At 66.8% G+C, this 16,717-nt stretch carries 16 protein-coding genes; 11 read left to right on the forward strand and 5 right to left on the reverse strand.

The features are described from left to right. Nucleotides 1-189: 189 nt before the first annotated feature. The 3 genes from HOP52_RS04700 (at nucleotide 190) to HOP52_RS04710 (ending at nucleotide 4,388) form a co-directional block, all read left to right on the forward strand. Nucleotides 190-1,695: a fumarate hydratase gene (locus HOP52_RS04700; protein ID WP_238976111.1), complete on the forward strand. Its 1,506-nt coding sequence runs from the start codon at nucleotides 190-192 to the stop codon at nucleotides 1,693-1,695. Nucleotides 1,696-1,939: 244 nt separating this feature from the next. Then, a complete protein-coding gene (cls, locus tag HOP52_RS04705) occupies nucleotides 1,940-3,358 on the forward strand; it encodes a cardiolipin synthase (RefSeq protein WP_238976112.1) in 1,419 nt (472 codons plus the stop codon). 112 nt (nucleotides 3,359-3,470) lie between these two features. Beyond that, entirely contained in the window at nucleotides 3,471-4,388 is a 918-nt protein-coding gene (locus tag HOP52_RS04710) for a LysR substrate-binding domain-containing protein (RefSeq protein ID WP_238976113.1), read from the forward strand. A gap of 139 nt (nucleotides 4,389-4,527) precedes the next feature. Here HOP52_RS04710 and HOP52_RS04715 read toward each other — a convergent pair whose 3' ends face one another. Then, nucleotides 4,528-5,604: a bifunctional nicotinamide-nucleotide adenylyltransferase/Nudix hydroxylase gene (locus HOP52_RS04715; protein WP_238976114.1), complete on the reverse strand. Its 1,077-nt coding sequence runs from the start codon at nucleotides 5,602-5,604 to the stop codon at nucleotides 4,528-4,530. A 294-nt stretch (nucleotides 5,605-5,898) separates the two neighbouring features. Here HOP52_RS04715 and HOP52_RS04720 point away from each other — a divergent pair, with 294 nt between their 5' ends. Continuing rightward, nucleotides 5,899-6,804 (forward strand): YihY/virulence factor BrkB family protein, encoded by a 906-nt coding sequence (locus tag HOP52_RS04720; RefSeq protein WP_238976115.1) that lies wholly within the window; start codon nucleotides 5,899-5,901, stop codon nucleotides 6,802-6,804. A 43-nt stretch (nucleotides 6,805-6,847) separates the two neighbouring features. Here the strand turns inward: HOP52_RS04720 and HOP52_RS04725 are convergent, their stop codons facing one another. After that, nucleotides 6,848-7,888, reverse strand: coding sequence for a Glu/Leu/Phe/Val family dehydrogenase (locus HOP52_RS04725; RefSeq protein WP_238976116.1), 1,041 nt, complete (start codon nucleotides 7,886-7,888; stop codon nucleotides 6,848-6,850). 182 nt (nucleotides 7,889-8,070) lie between these two features. Between HOP52_RS04725 and yccX the strand changes: the two genes are divergently transcribed. Further along, on the forward strand, nucleotides 8,071-8,343 hold the full coding sequence (yccX, locus tag HOP52_RS04730) for an acylphosphatase (RefSeq protein WP_238976117.1): 273 nt from the start codon (nucleotides 8,071-8,073) through the stop codon (nucleotides 8,341-8,343). Between the two features lie 23 nt (nucleotides 8,344-8,366). Here yccX and HOP52_RS04735 read toward each other — a convergent pair whose 3' ends face one another. The 3 genes from HOP52_RS04735 to HOP52_RS04745 form a co-directional block, all read right to left on the reverse strand. Beyond that, entirely contained in the window at nucleotides 8,367-9,308 is a 942-nt protein-coding gene (locus tag HOP52_RS04735; RefSeq protein WP_238976118.1) for a nucleoside hydrolase, read from the reverse strand. Nucleotides 9,309-9,344: 36 nt separating this feature from the next. After that, the gene (locus HOP52_RS04740) at nucleotides 9,345-10,250 is read right to left on the reverse strand and encodes a ribokinase (protein WP_238976119.1); all 906 of its coding nucleotides are present in this window, start codon (nucleotides 10,248-10,250) and stop codon (nucleotides 9,345-9,347) included. Between the two features lie 151 nt (nucleotides 10,251-10,401). After that, complete coding sequence (locus HOP52_RS04745; RefSeq protein ID WP_238976120.1) at nucleotides 10,402-11,337, reverse strand: D-2-hydroxyacid dehydrogenase; 936 nt, start codon at nucleotides 11,335-11,337, stop codon at nucleotides 10,402-10,404. A 155-nt stretch (nucleotides 11,338-11,492) separates the two neighbouring features. Here HOP52_RS04745 and HOP52_RS04750 point away from each other — a divergent pair, with 155 nt between their 5' ends. The 6 genes from HOP52_RS04750 (at nucleotide 11,493) to ybgC (ending at nucleotide 16,700) form a co-directional block, all read left to right on the forward strand. After that, complete coding sequence (locus HOP52_RS04750) at nucleotides 11,493-11,771, forward strand: FmdB family zinc ribbon protein (RefSeq protein ID WP_238976121.1); 279 nt, start codon at nucleotides 11,493-11,495, stop codon at nucleotides 11,769-11,771. 51 nt (nucleotides 11,772-11,822) lie between these two features. Then, complete coding sequence (gene aspS / locus HOP52_RS04755; RefSeq protein ID WP_238976122.1) at nucleotides 11,823-13,604, forward strand: aspartate--tRNA ligase; 1,782 nt, start codon at nucleotides 11,823-11,825, stop codon at nucleotides 13,602-13,604. 290 nt (nucleotides 13,605-13,894) lie between these two features. Continuing rightward, a complete protein-coding gene (gene ruvC, locus HOP52_RS04760; RefSeq protein WP_238976371.1) occupies nucleotides 13,895-14,437 on the forward strand; it encodes a crossover junction endodeoxyribonuclease RuvC in 543 nt (180 codons plus the stop codon). A gap of 171 nt (nucleotides 14,438-14,608) precedes the next feature. Next, nucleotides 14,609-15,223: a Holliday junction branch migration protein RuvA gene (gene ruvA, locus HOP52_RS04765; protein ID WP_238976123.1), complete on the forward strand. Its 615-nt coding sequence runs from the start codon at nucleotides 14,609-14,611 to the stop codon at nucleotides 15,221-15,223. A gap of 47 nt (nucleotides 15,224-15,270) precedes the next feature. Then, nucleotides 15,271-16,308 carry a Holliday junction branch migration DNA helicase RuvB gene (gene ruvB / locus HOP52_RS04770; RefSeq protein ID WP_238976124.1) on the forward strand — a complete coding sequence of 346 codons (1,038 nt, stop codon included), beginning with the start codon at nucleotides 15,271-15,273 and terminating at the stop codon, nucleotides 16,306-16,308. Continuing rightward, on the forward strand, nucleotides 16,305-16,700 hold the full coding sequence (gene ybgC / locus HOP52_RS04775) for a tol-pal system-associated acyl-CoA thioesterase (RefSeq protein WP_309674554.1): 396 nt from the start codon (nucleotides 16,305-16,307) through the stop codon (nucleotides 16,698-16,700). The genes ruvB and ybgC overlap by 4 nt, the downstream gene beginning before the upstream one ends. Nucleotides 16,701-16,717 lie beyond the last annotated feature (17 nt).

Consider the following 16,717-nt stretch of genomic DNA (forward strand, 5'->3'; position numbering starts at 1 on the left):
CTCCGCGAGAATCGTGAGGCGAAATTTATACCGTTATCTTGTCTTGTGGCCAGCGGGTTCTACGACCTTGGCGGCAATCCGCTGCCGGCAAGGAGTTGTTAGGGTATAATCCGCCCCCGTTCGAGCCCGCCGCTTCGCGCCGCGAATCCAGAAGCGGGCATGCCGACCATGCCGAGGAGTGCCTTGCCCATGACCGTGATCCGCCAGGACGATCTGATCGACAGCGTCGCCGATGCGCTGCAGTACATCTCCTACTACCATCCCAAGGACTTCATCGACGCCATGGCGGCGGCCTATGAACGCGAGGAGAACCCCGCGGCCAAGGACGCCATCGCCCAGATCCTGATCAATTCGCGGATGTGCGCCCTAGGCCATCGCCCGATCTGTCAGGACACCGGCATCGTCACGGTGTTCGTGCATGTGGGCATGAACGTGCGCTGGGACGCCGAGATGAGCCTCGACGACATGATCAACGAAGGGGTGCGCCGCGCCTACCAGCTGCCCGACAACGTGCTGCGTGCCTCGGTGCTGGCCGACCCGGACGGCGCCCGCAAGAATACCGGCGACAACACCCCGGCGATCATCCACCACAAGATCGTGCCCGGCGACAGCGTCGAGGTGCACGTGGCGGCCAAGGGCGGCGGCAGCGAGGCCAAGTCCAAGTTCGCCATGCTCAATCCCTCCGACAACGTTGTCGATTGGGTGATGGAACAGCTGCCCAAGATGGGCGCCGGCTGGTGCCCACCCGGCATGCTGGGCATCGGCATCGGCGGCACTGCCGAGAAGGCCATGGAGATCGCCAAGGAGGCGCTGCTCGATCCCATCGACATCCAGGAGCTGCAGGCCCGCGGCCCCTCCAACCGCGCCGAAGAGCTGCGCCTGGAGCTGTTCGACAAGGTGAACAAGAGCGGCATTGGCGCCCAGGGCCTGGGTGGCCTGACAACGGTGCTCGATATCAAGGTCAAGGACTACCCGACCCACGCCGCCAACAAGCCGGTGGCGATCATCCCCAACTGCGCCGCCACCCGCCACGCCCACTTCACCCTGGATGGCTCCGGCCCCGCCGCGCTGCCGGCCCCGAAACTCGAGGACTGGCCTGAGATCACCCGCGAGGCGGGGGACAACGTCAAGCGCGTCGACCTCGACAGCGTGACGCCGGAAGAAGTGCAGACCTGGCAGCCCGGCGACACCCTGCTGCTCAACGGCAAGCTGCTCACCGGCCGCGACGCCGCCCACAAGCGGATGGTGGACATGATCGCCAAGGGCGAGCCGCTGCCCGTCGACATGAAGGGGCGCTTCATCTACTACGTGGGTCCGGTGGACCCGGTGGGCGACGAGGTGGTCGGCCCGGCCGGTCCCACCACCGCCACCCGCATGGACAAGTTCACCCGTACCATGCTGGAAGAGACCGGCCTGCTGGGCATGGTCGGCAAGGCCGAGCGCGGCCCGGCCGCCATCGAGGCGATCCGCGACAACAAGGCCGTCTACCTGATGGCGGTGGGCGGTTCCGCCTACCTGGTCGCCCAGGCGATCAAGAAGTCGCGGGTGGTGGGCTTCGAGGACCTGGGCATGGAGGCCATCTACGAGTTCGAGGTGGAGGACATGCCGGTCACCGTGGCGGTGGACAGCCAGGGTACCTCGGTGCATCAGACCGGCCCGGCCAAGTGGAAGGAGATCATCGCCGAGCGCGCCTGATCGCGTCTATCGCTTCTGGCGGTGACGCTCGAGGCTGATCCGGCGACAGCTCTACGAGGGGGCGCTGTGAACCCCTCCTGGGGCGCTACCGATGCCATCCCTGGCATCGGACCCCCTCTTTGAGCTGTCTCCGGCGCCTCTCGCTATAAGCCGTTGTGGCCATGCGACCTCTCGGCCCCGCCATCTGGCGGGGCCGCAGCCGTTTGGGGTATGATGTAGAACGCTGTTTTTTCAGGGAGAGAGCATGACCTCCTGGCTGTTCGGCCTGGTAATTCCCCTGGTTCATCTGCTGGGGTTCGTGTCGGCGGGATTGGCGCTGATGTCGAGCCGTACCTCCCAGGGCGCCGTGGCCTGGATCATCTCCCTGGTGACCTTGCCCTACCTGGCGGTGCCGGCCTACTGGATCTTCGGGCGGCCGCGCTTCTACGGCTACGTCTCCGCCCGCGGTGAGCGCGATACCGTGCTGCGCCGGGTCCTGGCGCGCTACCGGGTACTGATCGAACCCTACCTGGCGGATGCCCGCGACCCGGATATCCGCGCCGTGGAGCAACTGGCCATGATGCCGCTGACCAGCGGCAACCGGGCCGAGCTGCTGATCGACGGCCGGGCGACCTTCGACAGTATCTTCGCCGGCATCGACGCCGCCGAGGACTACGTGCTGGTGCAGTTCTTCATCGTGCGCAACGATGCCCTGGGCATGCGGCTCAAGGAGCATCTGCAGGCCGCCGCCGAGCGCGGCGTGCGGGTCTATTTCCTGTTCGATGAGGTGGGCAGTCGCAAGCTGCCCGAAGGCTACCTGCGTGAACTGACCGATGTCGGTATCGAAGTCACCGCCTTCCGCTCATCCCGCGGCTTCAAGCATCGCTTTCAGCTCAACTTTCGTAACCACCGCAAGGTGCTGGTGGTGGACGGGCGCGAGGGCTGGCTGGGCGGGTTCAACGTCGGGGTCGAGTACCTCGGTCAGCACCCCCGTCACGGTCCTTGGCGGGACACTCACTTGAAGCTTACCGGCCCCAGCGTGCTGGGGCTCCAGGAGGCGTTCTGGGAGGACTGGCACTGGGCGACGGGCGAGGTGATCTGGCTGTGCTGGGAGCCCCAGACCACCTGCGTGGAATGCCAGAACGTGGTGATCGTGCCCTCCGGCCCGGCGGATCGTCAGGAGACCGCCAGCCTGCTGGTACAGCACGCCATTCATAGCGCCCACGAGCGGCTGTGGGTGACCAGCCCCTATTTCGTGCCGGATCAGGGCGTACAGGATGCGCTGCGGCTAGCCGCCATGCGCGGCGTCGACGTGCGCATCATGATTCCCGAGCACCCGGATCACCTGCTGGTGTATCTGTCGGCCTTCTCGTTCCTGCCCGACATGGTGCGGGCCGGGGTCAAGGTGTATCGCTACCAGCCCGGCTTCTTGCACCAGAAGGTGATACTGATCGACGACAGTGCAGCCAGCGTCGGCACCGTGAACCTGGACAATCGCTCCTTCAGGCTCAACTTCGAGATCACCGCCTTCATTCCGGACCGGCGCTTCGCCGCCGAGGTACGGCTGATGCTCGAGCGCGACTTCGCCGCCTGCCGGCGAATCGGCTATGACGAACTGCAGAATCGACCGCTGTGGCGCAAGCTGATCTCCCGGGCGGCCTACCTGACCTCGCCGATCCAGTAGCCGCTTGGGTTCGACTCGTCGCTGGGGTACATTAGGGCCTGCCAAATCGGCCGTTTCGCAGCGCGGAGCCGCCTGCGCCACCTAGAATCAACGCCTGTCATCGGGAGCCGCGGTGAACCTCGAGACCAAATGGCTGGAAGACTTCGTTGCCCTGTCCAATACACGCAGCTTTTCGGCCTCCGCCCGCCAGCGGCATGTCACCCAGCCGGCCTTCAGTCGCCGCATCCGCTCGCTGGAGCAGGCGGTAGGGGTGACCCTGGTGGATCGTTCCACCACGCCGATCAATCTGACCCCGGAAGGGCAGCTGTTCCTGATCACCGCGCGCAACCTGGTGGAACAGCTCAACGAATGCCTGGGTCATCTACGCGGCGTTTCCATGGCCCGCGAAGCTCTCGATATCGTCGCTGCCCACTCCCTGGCGCTGAGCTTCTATCCCCAGTGGATCTCGCGACTCCAGGAAGGGCTGGGGGAGCTGCCGACCCGCCTGGTGGCGATGAACGTCGGCGAGGCGATCCATGTGCTGCGCGAGGGCAACTGCGACCTGATGCTCGCCTACCATGACCAGCACGCGACCATGCAGCTCGACGCCGAGGTGTTTCCCTCCTTCTCCATCGGCCAGGTCAAGATGCTGCCGGTGAGCCTGGCGGACGACGCGGGGCGGCCCCGCTTCAGCCTCGACAGCCAGGAGCCGATTCCCTACCTCGCCTATACCCAGGGCGCCTTCCTGGGGCGCAGCGTGCGCATGGTGCTCAAGAACGACCCGCTGCGGCTGCAGCTGCGCACCGTCTACGAGACCGCCATGGCCGAGGGGCTCAAGGGCATGGTGCTGCAGGGGGTGGGGCTGGCCTGGATTCCCGACTTCTGCATTCGCGAGGATCTCAACAGCGGCCGGCTGGTGCGGGCCGGCAGCGAGAAGTGGGACGTGCCGCTGGAGATTCGCCTCTATCGCTGTTCGCTGGTCCACAAGCCGGGCGTGGAGAAACTGTGGCGGCAGATGCAGAAACTTCCCCGCGACTTCCTCCAAGCTTAGAAAAGCACTCCACGAATGGCTGCGCCGCCCAATCACTGCGTTACGCGGTGCTCGGAGGCGTCACATATACCCCATATGCTCCACCTCCTGCGCTCCGGGCGCCTTGTGCTTGGGCCGCTCGCCGATCCGTGAAGCACTTTTAGGCCCCGCCGAAATCCGCTGGCAGGCCAAGAAAGTTCTGGATGATGAAGAAGTGGTCCTCGAACAGGCTTTCGGGCTCCAGCTCTGCCAGGGGGACCCAGCGGGCGTGGTCGCCGCCCTTGACCGGCTTGAGCCGGGGCAGCTGCTGTTCGGGGCGCAGCGCAAAATAGAAGGCCTCGGCCAGGGTGCGGCCGCGCCAGCTGCGATGCGGTTCGTCGAACAGCCGTTGGCCGCGCAACGACCCCTTCAGCACCGGCTCCGGCACCTTGAGGCGCACTCGCTCGCGCAGCTCGCGCAGGCAGGCGTCGAGCAGCCGCTCATGGGGGTTGATGAAGCCTCCGGGAAGCGCCAGCAGGCCCTTGCCGGGGGCCGACGTGCGCCGCACCAGCAGCACATGACCCGACTGGACGACCACCGCATTGACGGTCACGAAGATGGGCGGGTAGGGCGCCTGGGCCCACGCCTGGCGGTACTGCTCGAGCAGTTGCTGCTCCTCCAGCAGCTGGCGGTGGGCCTCCCCTTCGATGAACTGACGTAGGGCGCTGCAGACGCCGGGCGGCAGGTCGTGGGTGGCACCGGTGCTCAGGTAATCGGCGGCCGATGAGGCCGAGCGAAACAGCCGCTCGCGAATCTGGCTGGCGGAAATCCCTTCGACCAGCGGGACGCTCGTCGACTCCCACTGTGGGAACAGCGACAGATAGTAGCTCGACTGACCGCGGCTGGCGCCGATCAGGCCGATGCGCGGCAGTCGGGCATGGTGGTGGCCGGCAATGTCGCGCACCTTGCGCTGCACGTCGCGTACCCAGACGTCGTCGTTGTAGAGGGCATCGAGCAACGGCACGATCGCCAGGCGCGCATTGTCCTCCTCGTCGAAGCAGCCGCGCAGCATCGCCTGGCGTTCATCGAAGCGCCAGGGGTTGCGCAGGGAGCGTGCCTGCCAGGCGGAGCCGACCAGCACGATGACCTGCCGGGCATGGCGCAACGCCTCGTTGATGACCGCCAGGTGCCCGAGGTGGGGTGGCTGAAAACGGCCGATGAAGACCAGACAGTCGAAATCGGGCGTAGGAGGGGGCATCGGCGGATCCTTCGCTGGCGGCTCGGGGCGCCCATTATGGGCGGGGCCCTGCGGCGCTGCAATCCAGAAGCCAGTTGAACTTAACGCTGACCTACGTTGACATCCGGGCTTCCGGCCAATGTCATCGATCTGATTCATTATCAGCGGACTTTTCGCCTTATCGGATCGATAAACCTGTCTCGCAATCCGGCTTTCTCGCGACGAACGGTCAGATCCGACAGACTCCCAGGGGGCAGCATGTCATGTCGGAATCGCATATGCTGAGGCAGGACGCTCAAGGAACAGGGAGGTGAGGTGAGAGCGAGCGGATGGCAGTTCTGGTGGCAGGTCACGCATAGCGCCGTGAAAGTGTGGTTGGAGCGTAACGCCTTCAGCTACGCCGGCTCACTGGCGTTCTATACGCTATTCTCGCTGGCCCCCACCATCATCATCGCGGTGACGGTGATCGGCGTGGTGCTGGGTGAAGATGCGGCCCAGGGACAGATCGTCGCCCAGCTGCAGGGCACCCTGGGTACCGAGGCGGCGCACGCCATCGAGCAGACCGTGGCCGCTTCGCGGATCGAGGAGAGCGGCCTGCTGCCGACGCTGCTCGGCGTCGGTGCGCTGTTGGTGGGGGCCACCACGGTCTTCGCCCAGATGCAGTTCTCGCTCAATACCCTCTGGGGGGTGACCGCCAAGCCCAGCACCAACAGCCTGCTGGTATTTCTCAAGAACCGGCTGCTCTCCCTGGCGGTGGTGTTGGCGATCGGCTTCATTCTGCTGGTGTCGCTGGTGCTCGGGGTGATGGTGCGCGCCATGCTGCGCGCCGGGGATAACCTGGTGCCCTTCATCGGCCTGCTGGGCACCGGCGCCGAGTTCCTGATCTCCCTGCTCATGGTGACGCTGCTGTTCGCCACCATCTTCAAGGTGCTGCCCGACGTGGTGTTGAGTTGGAGAGATGTCCTGGTGGGGGCCGTGGTAACGGCGCTGCTGTTCTCCGTGGGGCGCAGCGTGATCGCCGCCTATCTGGCCTACACGGCCACGGCGTCGGCCTACGGGGCCGCCGGCTCGGTAGTGATGGTGCTGCTGTGGGTCTACTACAGCTCGCTGATCCTGCTGTTCGGCGCCGCCTTCACCCGTAGTCACCTGCTGGCCCGGGGGCGAAAGATCGTGCCTCGCAGCACCGCGGTGGTCGTCCGGCGCGAACTGCTGGACAAATGAGGGCTTCGGGCGGCTGGCGCCGCCCGAAGCGTCGGCCGCTGGATCAGCCGTCGAGGCGTTCGCGTGCCAACTGGTCGGCGATCACCGCGGGGCTGGTCTGCTCGGCGATGGCGCGCACGAAGATCTCGTCCAGGGTGTCAGCGATACGCTCCACATGGGCCATCACGGCGTCGCGCGCGTAGTCGCCGCGGCGCTGCCACTCCACCTCGATGACCCCTCCCGCGTTGGCGACATAGTCCGGGGCATAAAGGATGCCGCGGGCATGCAGCTGCTCGGCGACGGCGGGGGTGGCCAGCTGGTTGTTGGCCGCCCCGCAGACCACGCTGGCCTTCAGCCGGTCGACGACGGCGGGGGTGAGGACCGCGCCCATGGCGCAGGGGGCAAAGACGTCAACGTCGGCATCGAAGATCGCCTCCGGCGCGCAGGTCTCGGCGCCGAGCTCCTCGGCCAGCGCCCCGAGGGCATCACGGTTGATGTCGGTCAGCACCAGCTGGGCGCCGGCGGCATGCAGCTGGCGGGCCAGGTATTCGCCGACGTGACCGACCCCCTGCACGGCGACCCGGAGGCCCTGCAGGTGCTCGCGCTTCAGGCCGTGGCGGACGGCGCTGTTCAGGGCGCAGAAGACGCCGTGGGCGGTATAGGGAGAGGGGTCCCCGGACTCGCCGGGACGACGCCCCAGGCCGCTGACGTGGTCGGTGGCTTCGTGGATGATGCGCATGTCCGCTTCGCTGGTGCCGGAATCCTCGGCGGTGATATAGCGCCCCCCCAGGGAGTCGACCAGGCGGCCCATGGCGCGCAGCAGCTCGGGGGTCTTGTCGCGGCGCGGGTCGGCGATGATCACCGCCTTGCCGCCGCCCAGCGGCAGGTCGGCCAGGGCCGACTTGTAGGTCATGCCGCGGGAGAGCCGCAGCACGTCGGTGAGGGCGTCGGCTTCGCTGGCGTAGGGGAATATGCGCAGGCCGCCCAGCGAGGGGCCGCGTCGGGTATCGTGAATGGCGATGATGGCGCGCAGGCCGCTCGCTTCGTCGCTGCCGAAGACGATCTGCTGATGGTGATCGAATTCGGGGTGGTCAAAGACCGGCATGACGTGTCTCCCTTGTGAGGACGCTTGTTGTTGTGCCCGATCAGGGCGTTGGTGGGCGGCCGTTGCTTGTGGCGGTGGCGCGCCCTAGTGTTCAGGTTAGAGCATTCCGCACGTCGCGGGAACCCTGGGCGAGGCGGCACGCAGAAACCGAACCGGGATGGATGACCAGTGGAGGAAGTGCAATGAGCAAACGCTGCGTGAAGGCATTGGTGGCGGGCAAGGTGCAGGGCGTCTGGTATCGCCGGGCGGTACAGGAGCAGGCCCTACAGCGCGGTGTCACCGGGCATGCCAAGAATCTGCCCGACGGCAGCGTGGAGGTGCTGCTGTGCGGCGAGGGTGAGGCGGTCAATCAGGTGGCGGCCTGGCTCTGGCAGGGGCCGCCCAATGCCCGGGTCACCCATGTGGAGCTCGAGTCGATCGAGCCTCGGGACCCGGACAACTTCTTGACGCTGTAGCATGCCGTAGGCGACACCCTCGGTTAGCCGAGGGTGTCGGCGATCCACTCCACCACGGCGGGGCCATCCGTCTCGAGGCAGACCTCCACCAGCGGCGTGCGCGACCAGCGCGGCTCGATGAAGGCGCGCCCTTCAGGCGCAAAGAGGGTCTGTCCCTCGGCGTCTCCGTGGGTTGTCACCGTGAGGTGCCCCGGGGCGGTAGTGAAGAGGTCGGGACGCAGCAGCCAGGCCAGGGCGCAGCTGTCGTGGGGGCAGCAGCCGTCGATGCCCAGGAAGTCGCGATAGAAGTCCCGGTAGAAGGCATAGCTGCCCGCCAGCACCTCGCCGAGCGCACCCTGGCCGGCGGCAATGCGTGCCATGTGCGCAGGGCCGAGCACGCAGCGGTGGGTGACATCCAGGCCCACCAGAGTCAGCGGCCAGCCGGCGGTGAGCACGCGCGCCGCAGCGTGCGGGTCGTTGAACATATTGGCCTCGGCCACCGGCGTCACGTTGCCCCCTTCACGGATCGAACCGCCCATCACCACCACCCGCTTGACCTTGTCGACCAGCTGCGGGTCGAGCTGCAGCGCCGCGGCCAGGTTGCCCACCGGCCCGACACTGACCAGGGTTATCTCCCCGGGCCTGGCGTTGACGGTGTCGACGATGAACTGGGGCGCGCTGCGCGGCTCGGGCGAGCCGCTGACCGCCGGCAGCGGGATATCGCCGAGTCCGTTGGCGCCATGAATATGGGCCGGCGCCGGGTGTCGGGGCTTGACCATGGGGGCGGCGGCGCCCTGGGCTACCGGCACAGTGCGTTCGGCTAGTTGACACAGCAGCAGGGCGTTACGGGTGGCGGTTTCCACGTCGACGTTGCCGTAGGTGGTGGTCAGGCCCAGCAGCTCGATCTCCGGGTGGCGAAGGGCGATGGCGATGGCCTGGGCGTCATCCACGCCGGGGTCGGTATCGAAGATAATCGGGTGAGGCACGTTGGCTCCTTGTGGGGGTGTTCCAGTGGATAGGGCTCAGGCCGGCAGGCCGTCGCGTAGAGCGCGGTCGACCGCTTCGCTCGCCGGGATGCTCTCGGCGGCGCCGGGCTGCTGCACGCCGAGAGCGGCGGCCATGGCGGCGCGCTCCAGGCAGGCCGGCACGGAAGCGCCGGTCTGCAGGGTGGCCAGGAAGTAGCCGATAAAAGTATCGCCGGCACCGGTGGTGTCGACGGGCCGTACCGGGATGGCCGGCTGATAGAAGCGCTCCTCGTCGTGTTGGTACCAGGCGCCTTCCCCGCCCAGGGTCAATACCGTGGCGGTCTCGGGTAGCCGCTGCGCAAGTGTTGTCAGCAGTGACTGGGCATCGGTTGCCTCATCGACTTCGGCCAGTCGAGCGGCTTCACCGCGATTGACGAAGAGCAGTCGACAGGCGTCAAGTGGCAGCGTCTGGACGGCATCGGTCATCGGCGCCGGGTTGAAGGCGATGTTGAGCCCGCGGGAGCGAGCGTGCTCCATGAGTTCGGGCAGCCCATTGCACTCATTCTGGGCCAGCAGCCACTCGCCGGGGCGGGCCGTCTCGATGAGCTGGGCGAGGGTGGCGGTCTTAAAGCCATGGTTGGCGCCGGGATGGAGGATGATGGCATTCTCACCGCGATCATCGACCTGAATGATGGCGTGGCCGCTGGGTTCGTCGACCAGTTCGAGGCGGGAGACATCGACGCCGGCCCGGGAGAGGGTCTCCTTTGCCCAGCCGTCCTGTCGGCCGAGTCGTCCCCAGTGGGTCACGCGGCCACCCGCCAGCGCCATGGCCAGCGACTGGTTGGCGCCCTTGCCCCCCAGCCCCACACGGTAGGTGCGGCTGGTGAGGGTCTCGCCGGGGTGCACCAGATGGGGCACCCGATAGAAGTGGTCGAGGTTGATGGACCCGAAGTTGTAGAGCATGGTCGGCCCTGTGGCGGCTTCAAGAGAGTGTCCTGAGTATCGAAGCGCAGCCCGTGGGCTGCAACCTTGCCGCGCCTTTGCTACGCCTTTATACCGTTATCTTGCATCTATAACCCCTTACAACAGTGGAATGCTCGCAATCAGGTGAGGATCAAGCCTGGTGCCAGCGACGTAAATTCTCCGCGGTAAGGTCAACGATACGCTGACGCGCTTCCGGGCTGATCCAGGCGTTGTGCGGGGTGACGACCAGGTTCAATTTCTCGTTCAGCGCGTCCAGCAGGGGATGCCCTTCACGGGGTGGCTCCACGGGCAGCACGTCGACGCCGAGACCACCGAGGCGACCCTCGCGCAGGGCGGCCAGGGCCGCCACTTCGTCGATGATGCCGCCGCGGGCGCAGTTGATCAGCAGGGCGCCGGGCTTGACGCTGGCCAGCAGGGCGGCATCGACCAGGTGGCGAGTGGCATCGCTCAGCGGGCAGTGCAGGCTGATGACATCCGCCTGCGGCGCCAGCGCCGCGAGGGAAGGGCGGCTGTCGTTAGCTTCGTTACCGGGCCGCGCGGCGAAGGTCACCGCCATGCCGAAGGCTTCGGCCAGGTCAGCCACCCGAGAGCCCAGCTCGCCCTGGCCGACGATCACCAGCTGTTTGCCCTCGAGCTGCAGGGTGGGGTGATCCATCAGGCAAAAGAAGGGGCTCTCCCCCCAGCGCCCCTCGGCCACGTCCCGCTGATAGCGGGGCAGGCGGTTGGCCAGTGCCAGCATCAGCATCAGGGTGTGCTGGGCGACGCTGGCGGTGCCGTAGGCGGTGACGTTGCGCACCTCGATGCCGAGTCTCTCGGCGGCCGCCATGTCGATATTGTTGGTCCCCGTCGCGAGAACGCAGATGAGCCGCAGCTCCGGAAGTGCTTCCAGGATAGCGGCATCCATCACCACCTTGTTGACGATGGCGACCTCGGCATCGGCAAGCCGCTCGGGCAGCTTGGCGGCGGGGCTGTGGGCATGCACCTCCAGCCGTTCCACGCAGTCGCGAAGGGGCGAGAGGTCAATCTGGGTGCCTAGGCTGGCGGCGTCGAGAATCACGGCTTTCATGAGGAGATTCCTTTTGGCTTGACGGTGCGCCGGGCTGGGACAGGTCGTGCCGGGCAGGTATAATACGTGGCTTTTGCGGCAGGCTTGGATTTCGCGTCGGCCGGCCCTATATCGCTGCGGGTAACGCGCCGTCGAATTCAGGAGAGAGTTGAACCATGCCCATCTACGAGTATCAGTGCAAGGCCTGCGGCCATCGTCTGGAAAAACTGCAGAAGATCAGCGCCGCCCCCCTGACCGACTGTCCCGCCTGCCAGGCCAGTGAGCTTCAACGACTGGTCTCGGCGGCGGGGTTCCGCCTGGCCGGCGGTGGCTGGTACGAGACCGACTTCAAGTCCGGCAGCAAGAAGAATCTTGCCGGCGACTCTTCAGGCGATACCAAGCCCGCCGCCAAGGACACCAAGACGTCCTCCAAGAAAGATGGCGCGGCGGCCTGAGGGCCGCCCGCTGTTCCACCCTTCGATCAACGCAACAGTACAGGATACGACATGCGCAGCCATTATTGCGGCCAGCTGAACGAGACCCTGGTGGACCAGACGGTCACCCTGTGCGGCTGGGTACACCGTCGCCGTGACCATGGTGGGGTGATCTTCCTCGATATGCGCGATCGCGATGGCGTTGCCCAGGTCGTGGTCGACCCCGATACCGCCGAGGCCTTCGCCAATGCCGACCGTGCCCGCAGCGAGTACGTGCTGCGCATCCAGGGCCGCGTGCGGCTGCGCCCGGAAGGCACCCAGAACCCCAACATGCCCACCGGCCTGATCGAGGTGCTGGCCAAGGAGGTGGAGGTCCTCAATACCGCCGCCACGCCGCCGTTCCAGCTCGACGAGCACGGCAAGGTGGGCGAGGAAGTGCGGCTCAAGTACCGCTATATCGACCTGCGCCGCCCCGAGATGATCGACAAGCTGCGCCTGCGCTCGCGGATCTCCCACAGCGTGCGCGCCTTCCTCGAGGGGCAGGGGTTCCTGGACATCGAGACCCCGGTGCTGACCCGGGCCACACCCGAAGGTGCCCGCGACTACCTGGTGCCGAGCCGTACCCACGCCGGCAGCTTCTTCGCCCTGCCGCAGTCGCCCCAGCTGTTCAAGCAGCTGCTGATGGTGGCCGGCTTCGACCGCTACTACCAGATCGCCAAGTGCTTCCGCGACGAGGACCTGCGCGCCGACCGGCAGCCCGAATTCACCCAGATCGATCTCGAGGCCTCTTTCGTCTCCGAGGACGACATCATGGGCGTCTCCGAGGCGATGATTCGCCAGCTGTTCCGGGAAGTGCTCCAGGTGGAGCTGCCCGAGTTTCCGCGCATGGCCTACGCGGAGGCCATGGCCCGCTTCGGCTCCGACAAGCCGGACCTGCGCATTCCGCTGGAGCTGACCGACGTCGACGACCTGATGTCCCAGGTGGACTTCAAGGTGTTCTCCGGCCCGGCCAGCGCCGAGGATGGTCGCGTGGCCGCGCTGCGCGTGCCGGGCGGGGCCAAGCTCTCGCGCAAGGAGATCGACGCCTACACCAAGTTCGTCGGCATCTACGGTGCCAAGGGCCTGGCCTGGATCAAGGTCAACGAGCGGGCCAAGGGGCTCGAGGGGCTGCAGTCGCCCATCGTCAAGTTCATGGAGAATGTGGTCGAGGCGCTGCTCGACCGCGTGGGCGCCGAGGACGGCGACATCATCTTCTTCGGCGCCGACCAGAAGCGCATCGTCGACGAGGCGCTCGGCGCGCTGCGCGTCAAGCTGGGCGAGGACCTGGGCCTCTACACCTGCGAGTGGGCCCCGCTGTGGGTGGTGGACTTCCCGATGTTCGAGGACGACGGCAGCGCGCGGATGCAGGCCCTGCACCACCCCTTCACCGCCCCCTCCTGCGACGTGGAGACGCTCAAGCGCGATCCCGTCTCGGCGCTGTCGCGGGCCTACGACATGGTGCTCAACGGCACCGAGCTGGGCGGCGGCTCCATCCGTATCCACGACCAGGCGATGCAGCGGGCGGTGCTCGAGGTGCTGGGCATCGACGAGCAGGAGGCCCGCGAGAAGTTCGGCTTCCTGCTCGATGCCCTGCAGTACGGCGCGCCTCCCCACGGTGGCCTGGCCTTCGGTCTCGACCGCCTGGTGATGCTGATGGCCGGTGCCCGCACCATCCGCGAAGTCATCGCCTTCCCGAAGACCCAGAGCGCCGGCTGCCTGATGACCGACGCGCCGGGGGGCGTCAGCCAGGAGCAGCTTCGCGAGCTCAACATCCGCCTGCGCCAGAAGGCCAAGGTGGAAGAGCCGCAGGCGTGAGTCTCGCCTTCCCCTGAGCGGCATGACACCGGCGCCCTGGGGCGCCGGTGTCGTCTGCCGACGATACTCTGGTGCCTGCCTAGGCTCAGTCTGAAAAGTCGACGAGCGATGGTCAGACAAGGCAAAAATCGGCGAAAAGACGGAGTTTACGAGCTGTAAATGAGTACTTTGATCGGACTCGCGCACGAGCCGATTTTTAACGCCGTATGGCCGAGCGTAGGCACTTTTCGGACGAAGCCTAAGGAGGCCGCTATGCCCCCATGCCACTGTGCCGTCACGGCCCCGCTGCGATGCTGATCCTGGCGATCGACCCCGGCTCGCGGATCACTGGTTACGGGGTGCTGGACGTGTCGGGCAGCGTGCCGCGCTACGTGGCCAGTGGCTGCGTGCGCATCGACGTCGCTCAGCCGGTCGCTCAGCGCCTGGCCCAGGTCTACGCCGGCATCAGCGAGTTGGTGGCGGTGCATGGGCCGGGAGAGTTCGCCATCGAGCGGGTGTTTATGTCGAAGAATGCCGACTCGGCGCTCAAGCTCGGCCAGGCCCGTGGGGCGGCCATCGTCTGCGCGGCCAATCACGGCCTGCCGGTGAGCGAGTACGGGCCGCGTCAGATCAAGCAGGCGGTGACCGGGAGCGGCGCCGCCGACAAGACCCAGGTGCAGCATATGGTGGCCGCCATCCTGGGGCTCTCCGGCACGCCCCAGGCCGATGCCGCCGATGCGCTGGCCATTGCGTTGACTCACGCTCACGCCCGCCTCGGGCTGCTGACCTCGGGCAGCTTCGGTGGGCACCGCACCCGGCGAAAGGGCACCTCCTGGCGGGACTTCAAACCGTGACGGCGTCGCCCCTTGGCGACGCTCGATGATTGTCGAATACCGTTTTCGAACACCGTTTGTTGGCAGACTGGTCAGCCGCCTGAGCGACCAGTATAGTGGCCCATGATGATAGTGGCCCCATGACATGGCGGCTGCCCGCCGCCGATGAACCCTGGCAGGATAGACAGCCTCATGATTGGACGCCTGCGTGGCACCCTTCTCGACAAGCAGCCGCCCTGGCTGGTGGTGGACGTAGCCGGGGTCGGCTACGAGCTGGAAGCCTCGATGACCACCCTGGTGGCCCTGCCGGGCACCGGCGAAAGCGTGTCGCTGTATACCCATCTCAGCGTGCGCGACGACGCCCATCTGCTCTATGGCTTTGCCCGCGAGCAGGAGCGGGCGCTGTTCCGTGCCCTGATCAAGGTCAACGGCATCGGTCCCAAGCTGGCTCTGGCGATTCTCTCCGGGATGGACGAGGAAGCCTTCATCCGCTGCGTGATGGATGACGACGTCAAGTCGTTGACGCGTCTGCCGGGGGTGGGCAAGAAGACCGCCGAGCGCCTGATCATCGAGATGCGCGACCGCTTCCCCCACTGGGAGGCGAGCCAGGGCGCTGCGGCGCTGGAGCAGGCGGCGTCGCCCGCCGCCGAGGCTGGCCCCCGGGACGCTCTGGCCGACGCCGAGTCCGCCCTGGTCAGCCTGGGCTACAAACCGGCCGAGGCCGCCAGGATGCTCTCCGGCCTGGATGAAACGCTCCCCACCGAGGCGCTGATCAAGGCGGCGCTGACGCGCCGCCTGGCAGGCTGATACTCACATCAGGCGAGGGATTCTTACCGTGAACGCGAGTTGCCGGCATGCTTGACACCGACCGACTGATCGCCGCCGACGAGCGCGAGGGCGAGACCGGCGTCGATCACGCCATTCGTCCCAAACGGCTGGCCGAGTACATCGGTCAGCCCCGGGTGCGCGAGCAGCTGGAGATCTTCATCAGCGCGGCACGCGGTCGCGACGAAAGCCTCGACCATACCCTGGTGTTCGGCCCGCCGGGGCTCGGCAAGACCACCCTGGCCAATATCATCGCCGCCGAGATGGACGTAGGGCTCAAGGCCACCTCCGGCCCGGTGCTGGAGCGCGCGGGGGATCTCGCCGCCATGCTCACCAACCTGCAGCCCGGCGATGTGCTCTTCATCGACGAGATTCATCGACTCTCCCCGGTGGTGGAGGAGATCCTCTATCCCGCCATGGAGGACTTCCAGCTCGATATCGTCATCGGCGAGGGGCCGGCGGCACGCTCGATCAAACTCGATCTGCCGCGCTTCACGCTGGTGGGTGCCACCACCCGGGCGGGGCTGTTGACGTCACCGCTGCGCGACCGCTTCGGCATCGTCCAGCGCCTGGAGTTCTACGGTATCGATGACCTCACCGAGATCGTCTCGCGCTCGGCGCGGCTGCTGGGCGTCGAGGCCGACCGGCCCGGTGCCCTCGAGGTGGCGCGGCGCTCGCGGGGTACGCCGCGGATCGCCAATCGCCTGCTGCGACGGGTACGCGACTATGCCGAGGTGCGGGCGGCCGGGCGCATCGATGCCGAGGTCGCCGACCGGGCGCTGAACATGCTTCACGTCGACCACCATGGGCTCGACCATATGGATCGTCGCCTGCTGCTGGCGATGATCGAGAAATTCGACGGTGGCCCGGTGGGGGTCGATTCGCTGTCGGCGGCCATCGGCGAGGAGCGCGACACCATCGAGGATGTCATCGAGCCCTACCTGATCCAGCAGGGGCTGATGATGCGTACCGCCCGGGGGCGGGTGGTCACCCGCCAGGCCTGGCAGCACTTCGACCTGGCGCCCCACGACCAGGCCCAGGACGCCAGCGGCGAGGTGCGGCCGTGAGCGAGTTTCGCCTGCCGGTGCGCGTCTACATCGAGGACACCGACGCCGGTGGCATCGTCTACTACGTCAACTACCTCAAGTTCATGGAGCGGGCCCGCAGCGAGTGGCTGCGCAGTCACGGCATCACCCAGCGCGAGCTGTTCGATGCCGGTATCCAGTTGGTGGTCCATCGGCTGGAGTGTCGCTATGCCAAGCCCGCCCGGCTGGATGATGGCCTGGAGGTCAGCGCCGCCATCCAGTCTCACGGTCGCTGTCGGCTGAGTTTCGCTCAGACGGTGCGGCGCGGCGGGGAACCCTTGTGCGACGCCAGGGTCGACATCGCCTGTCTGGATGCTGCCCGCCTTAGGCCCACACCATGGCCGCCGGCGCTCGCCGCGGTCCTTACCGGTTAACTGCAAGACTGACGAGG

Source organism: Billgrantia campisalis, assembly GCF_022341425.1.
Lineage (GTDB): Bacteria > Pseudomonadota > Gammaproteobacteria > Pseudomonadales > Halomonadaceae > Halomonas > Halomonas campisalis.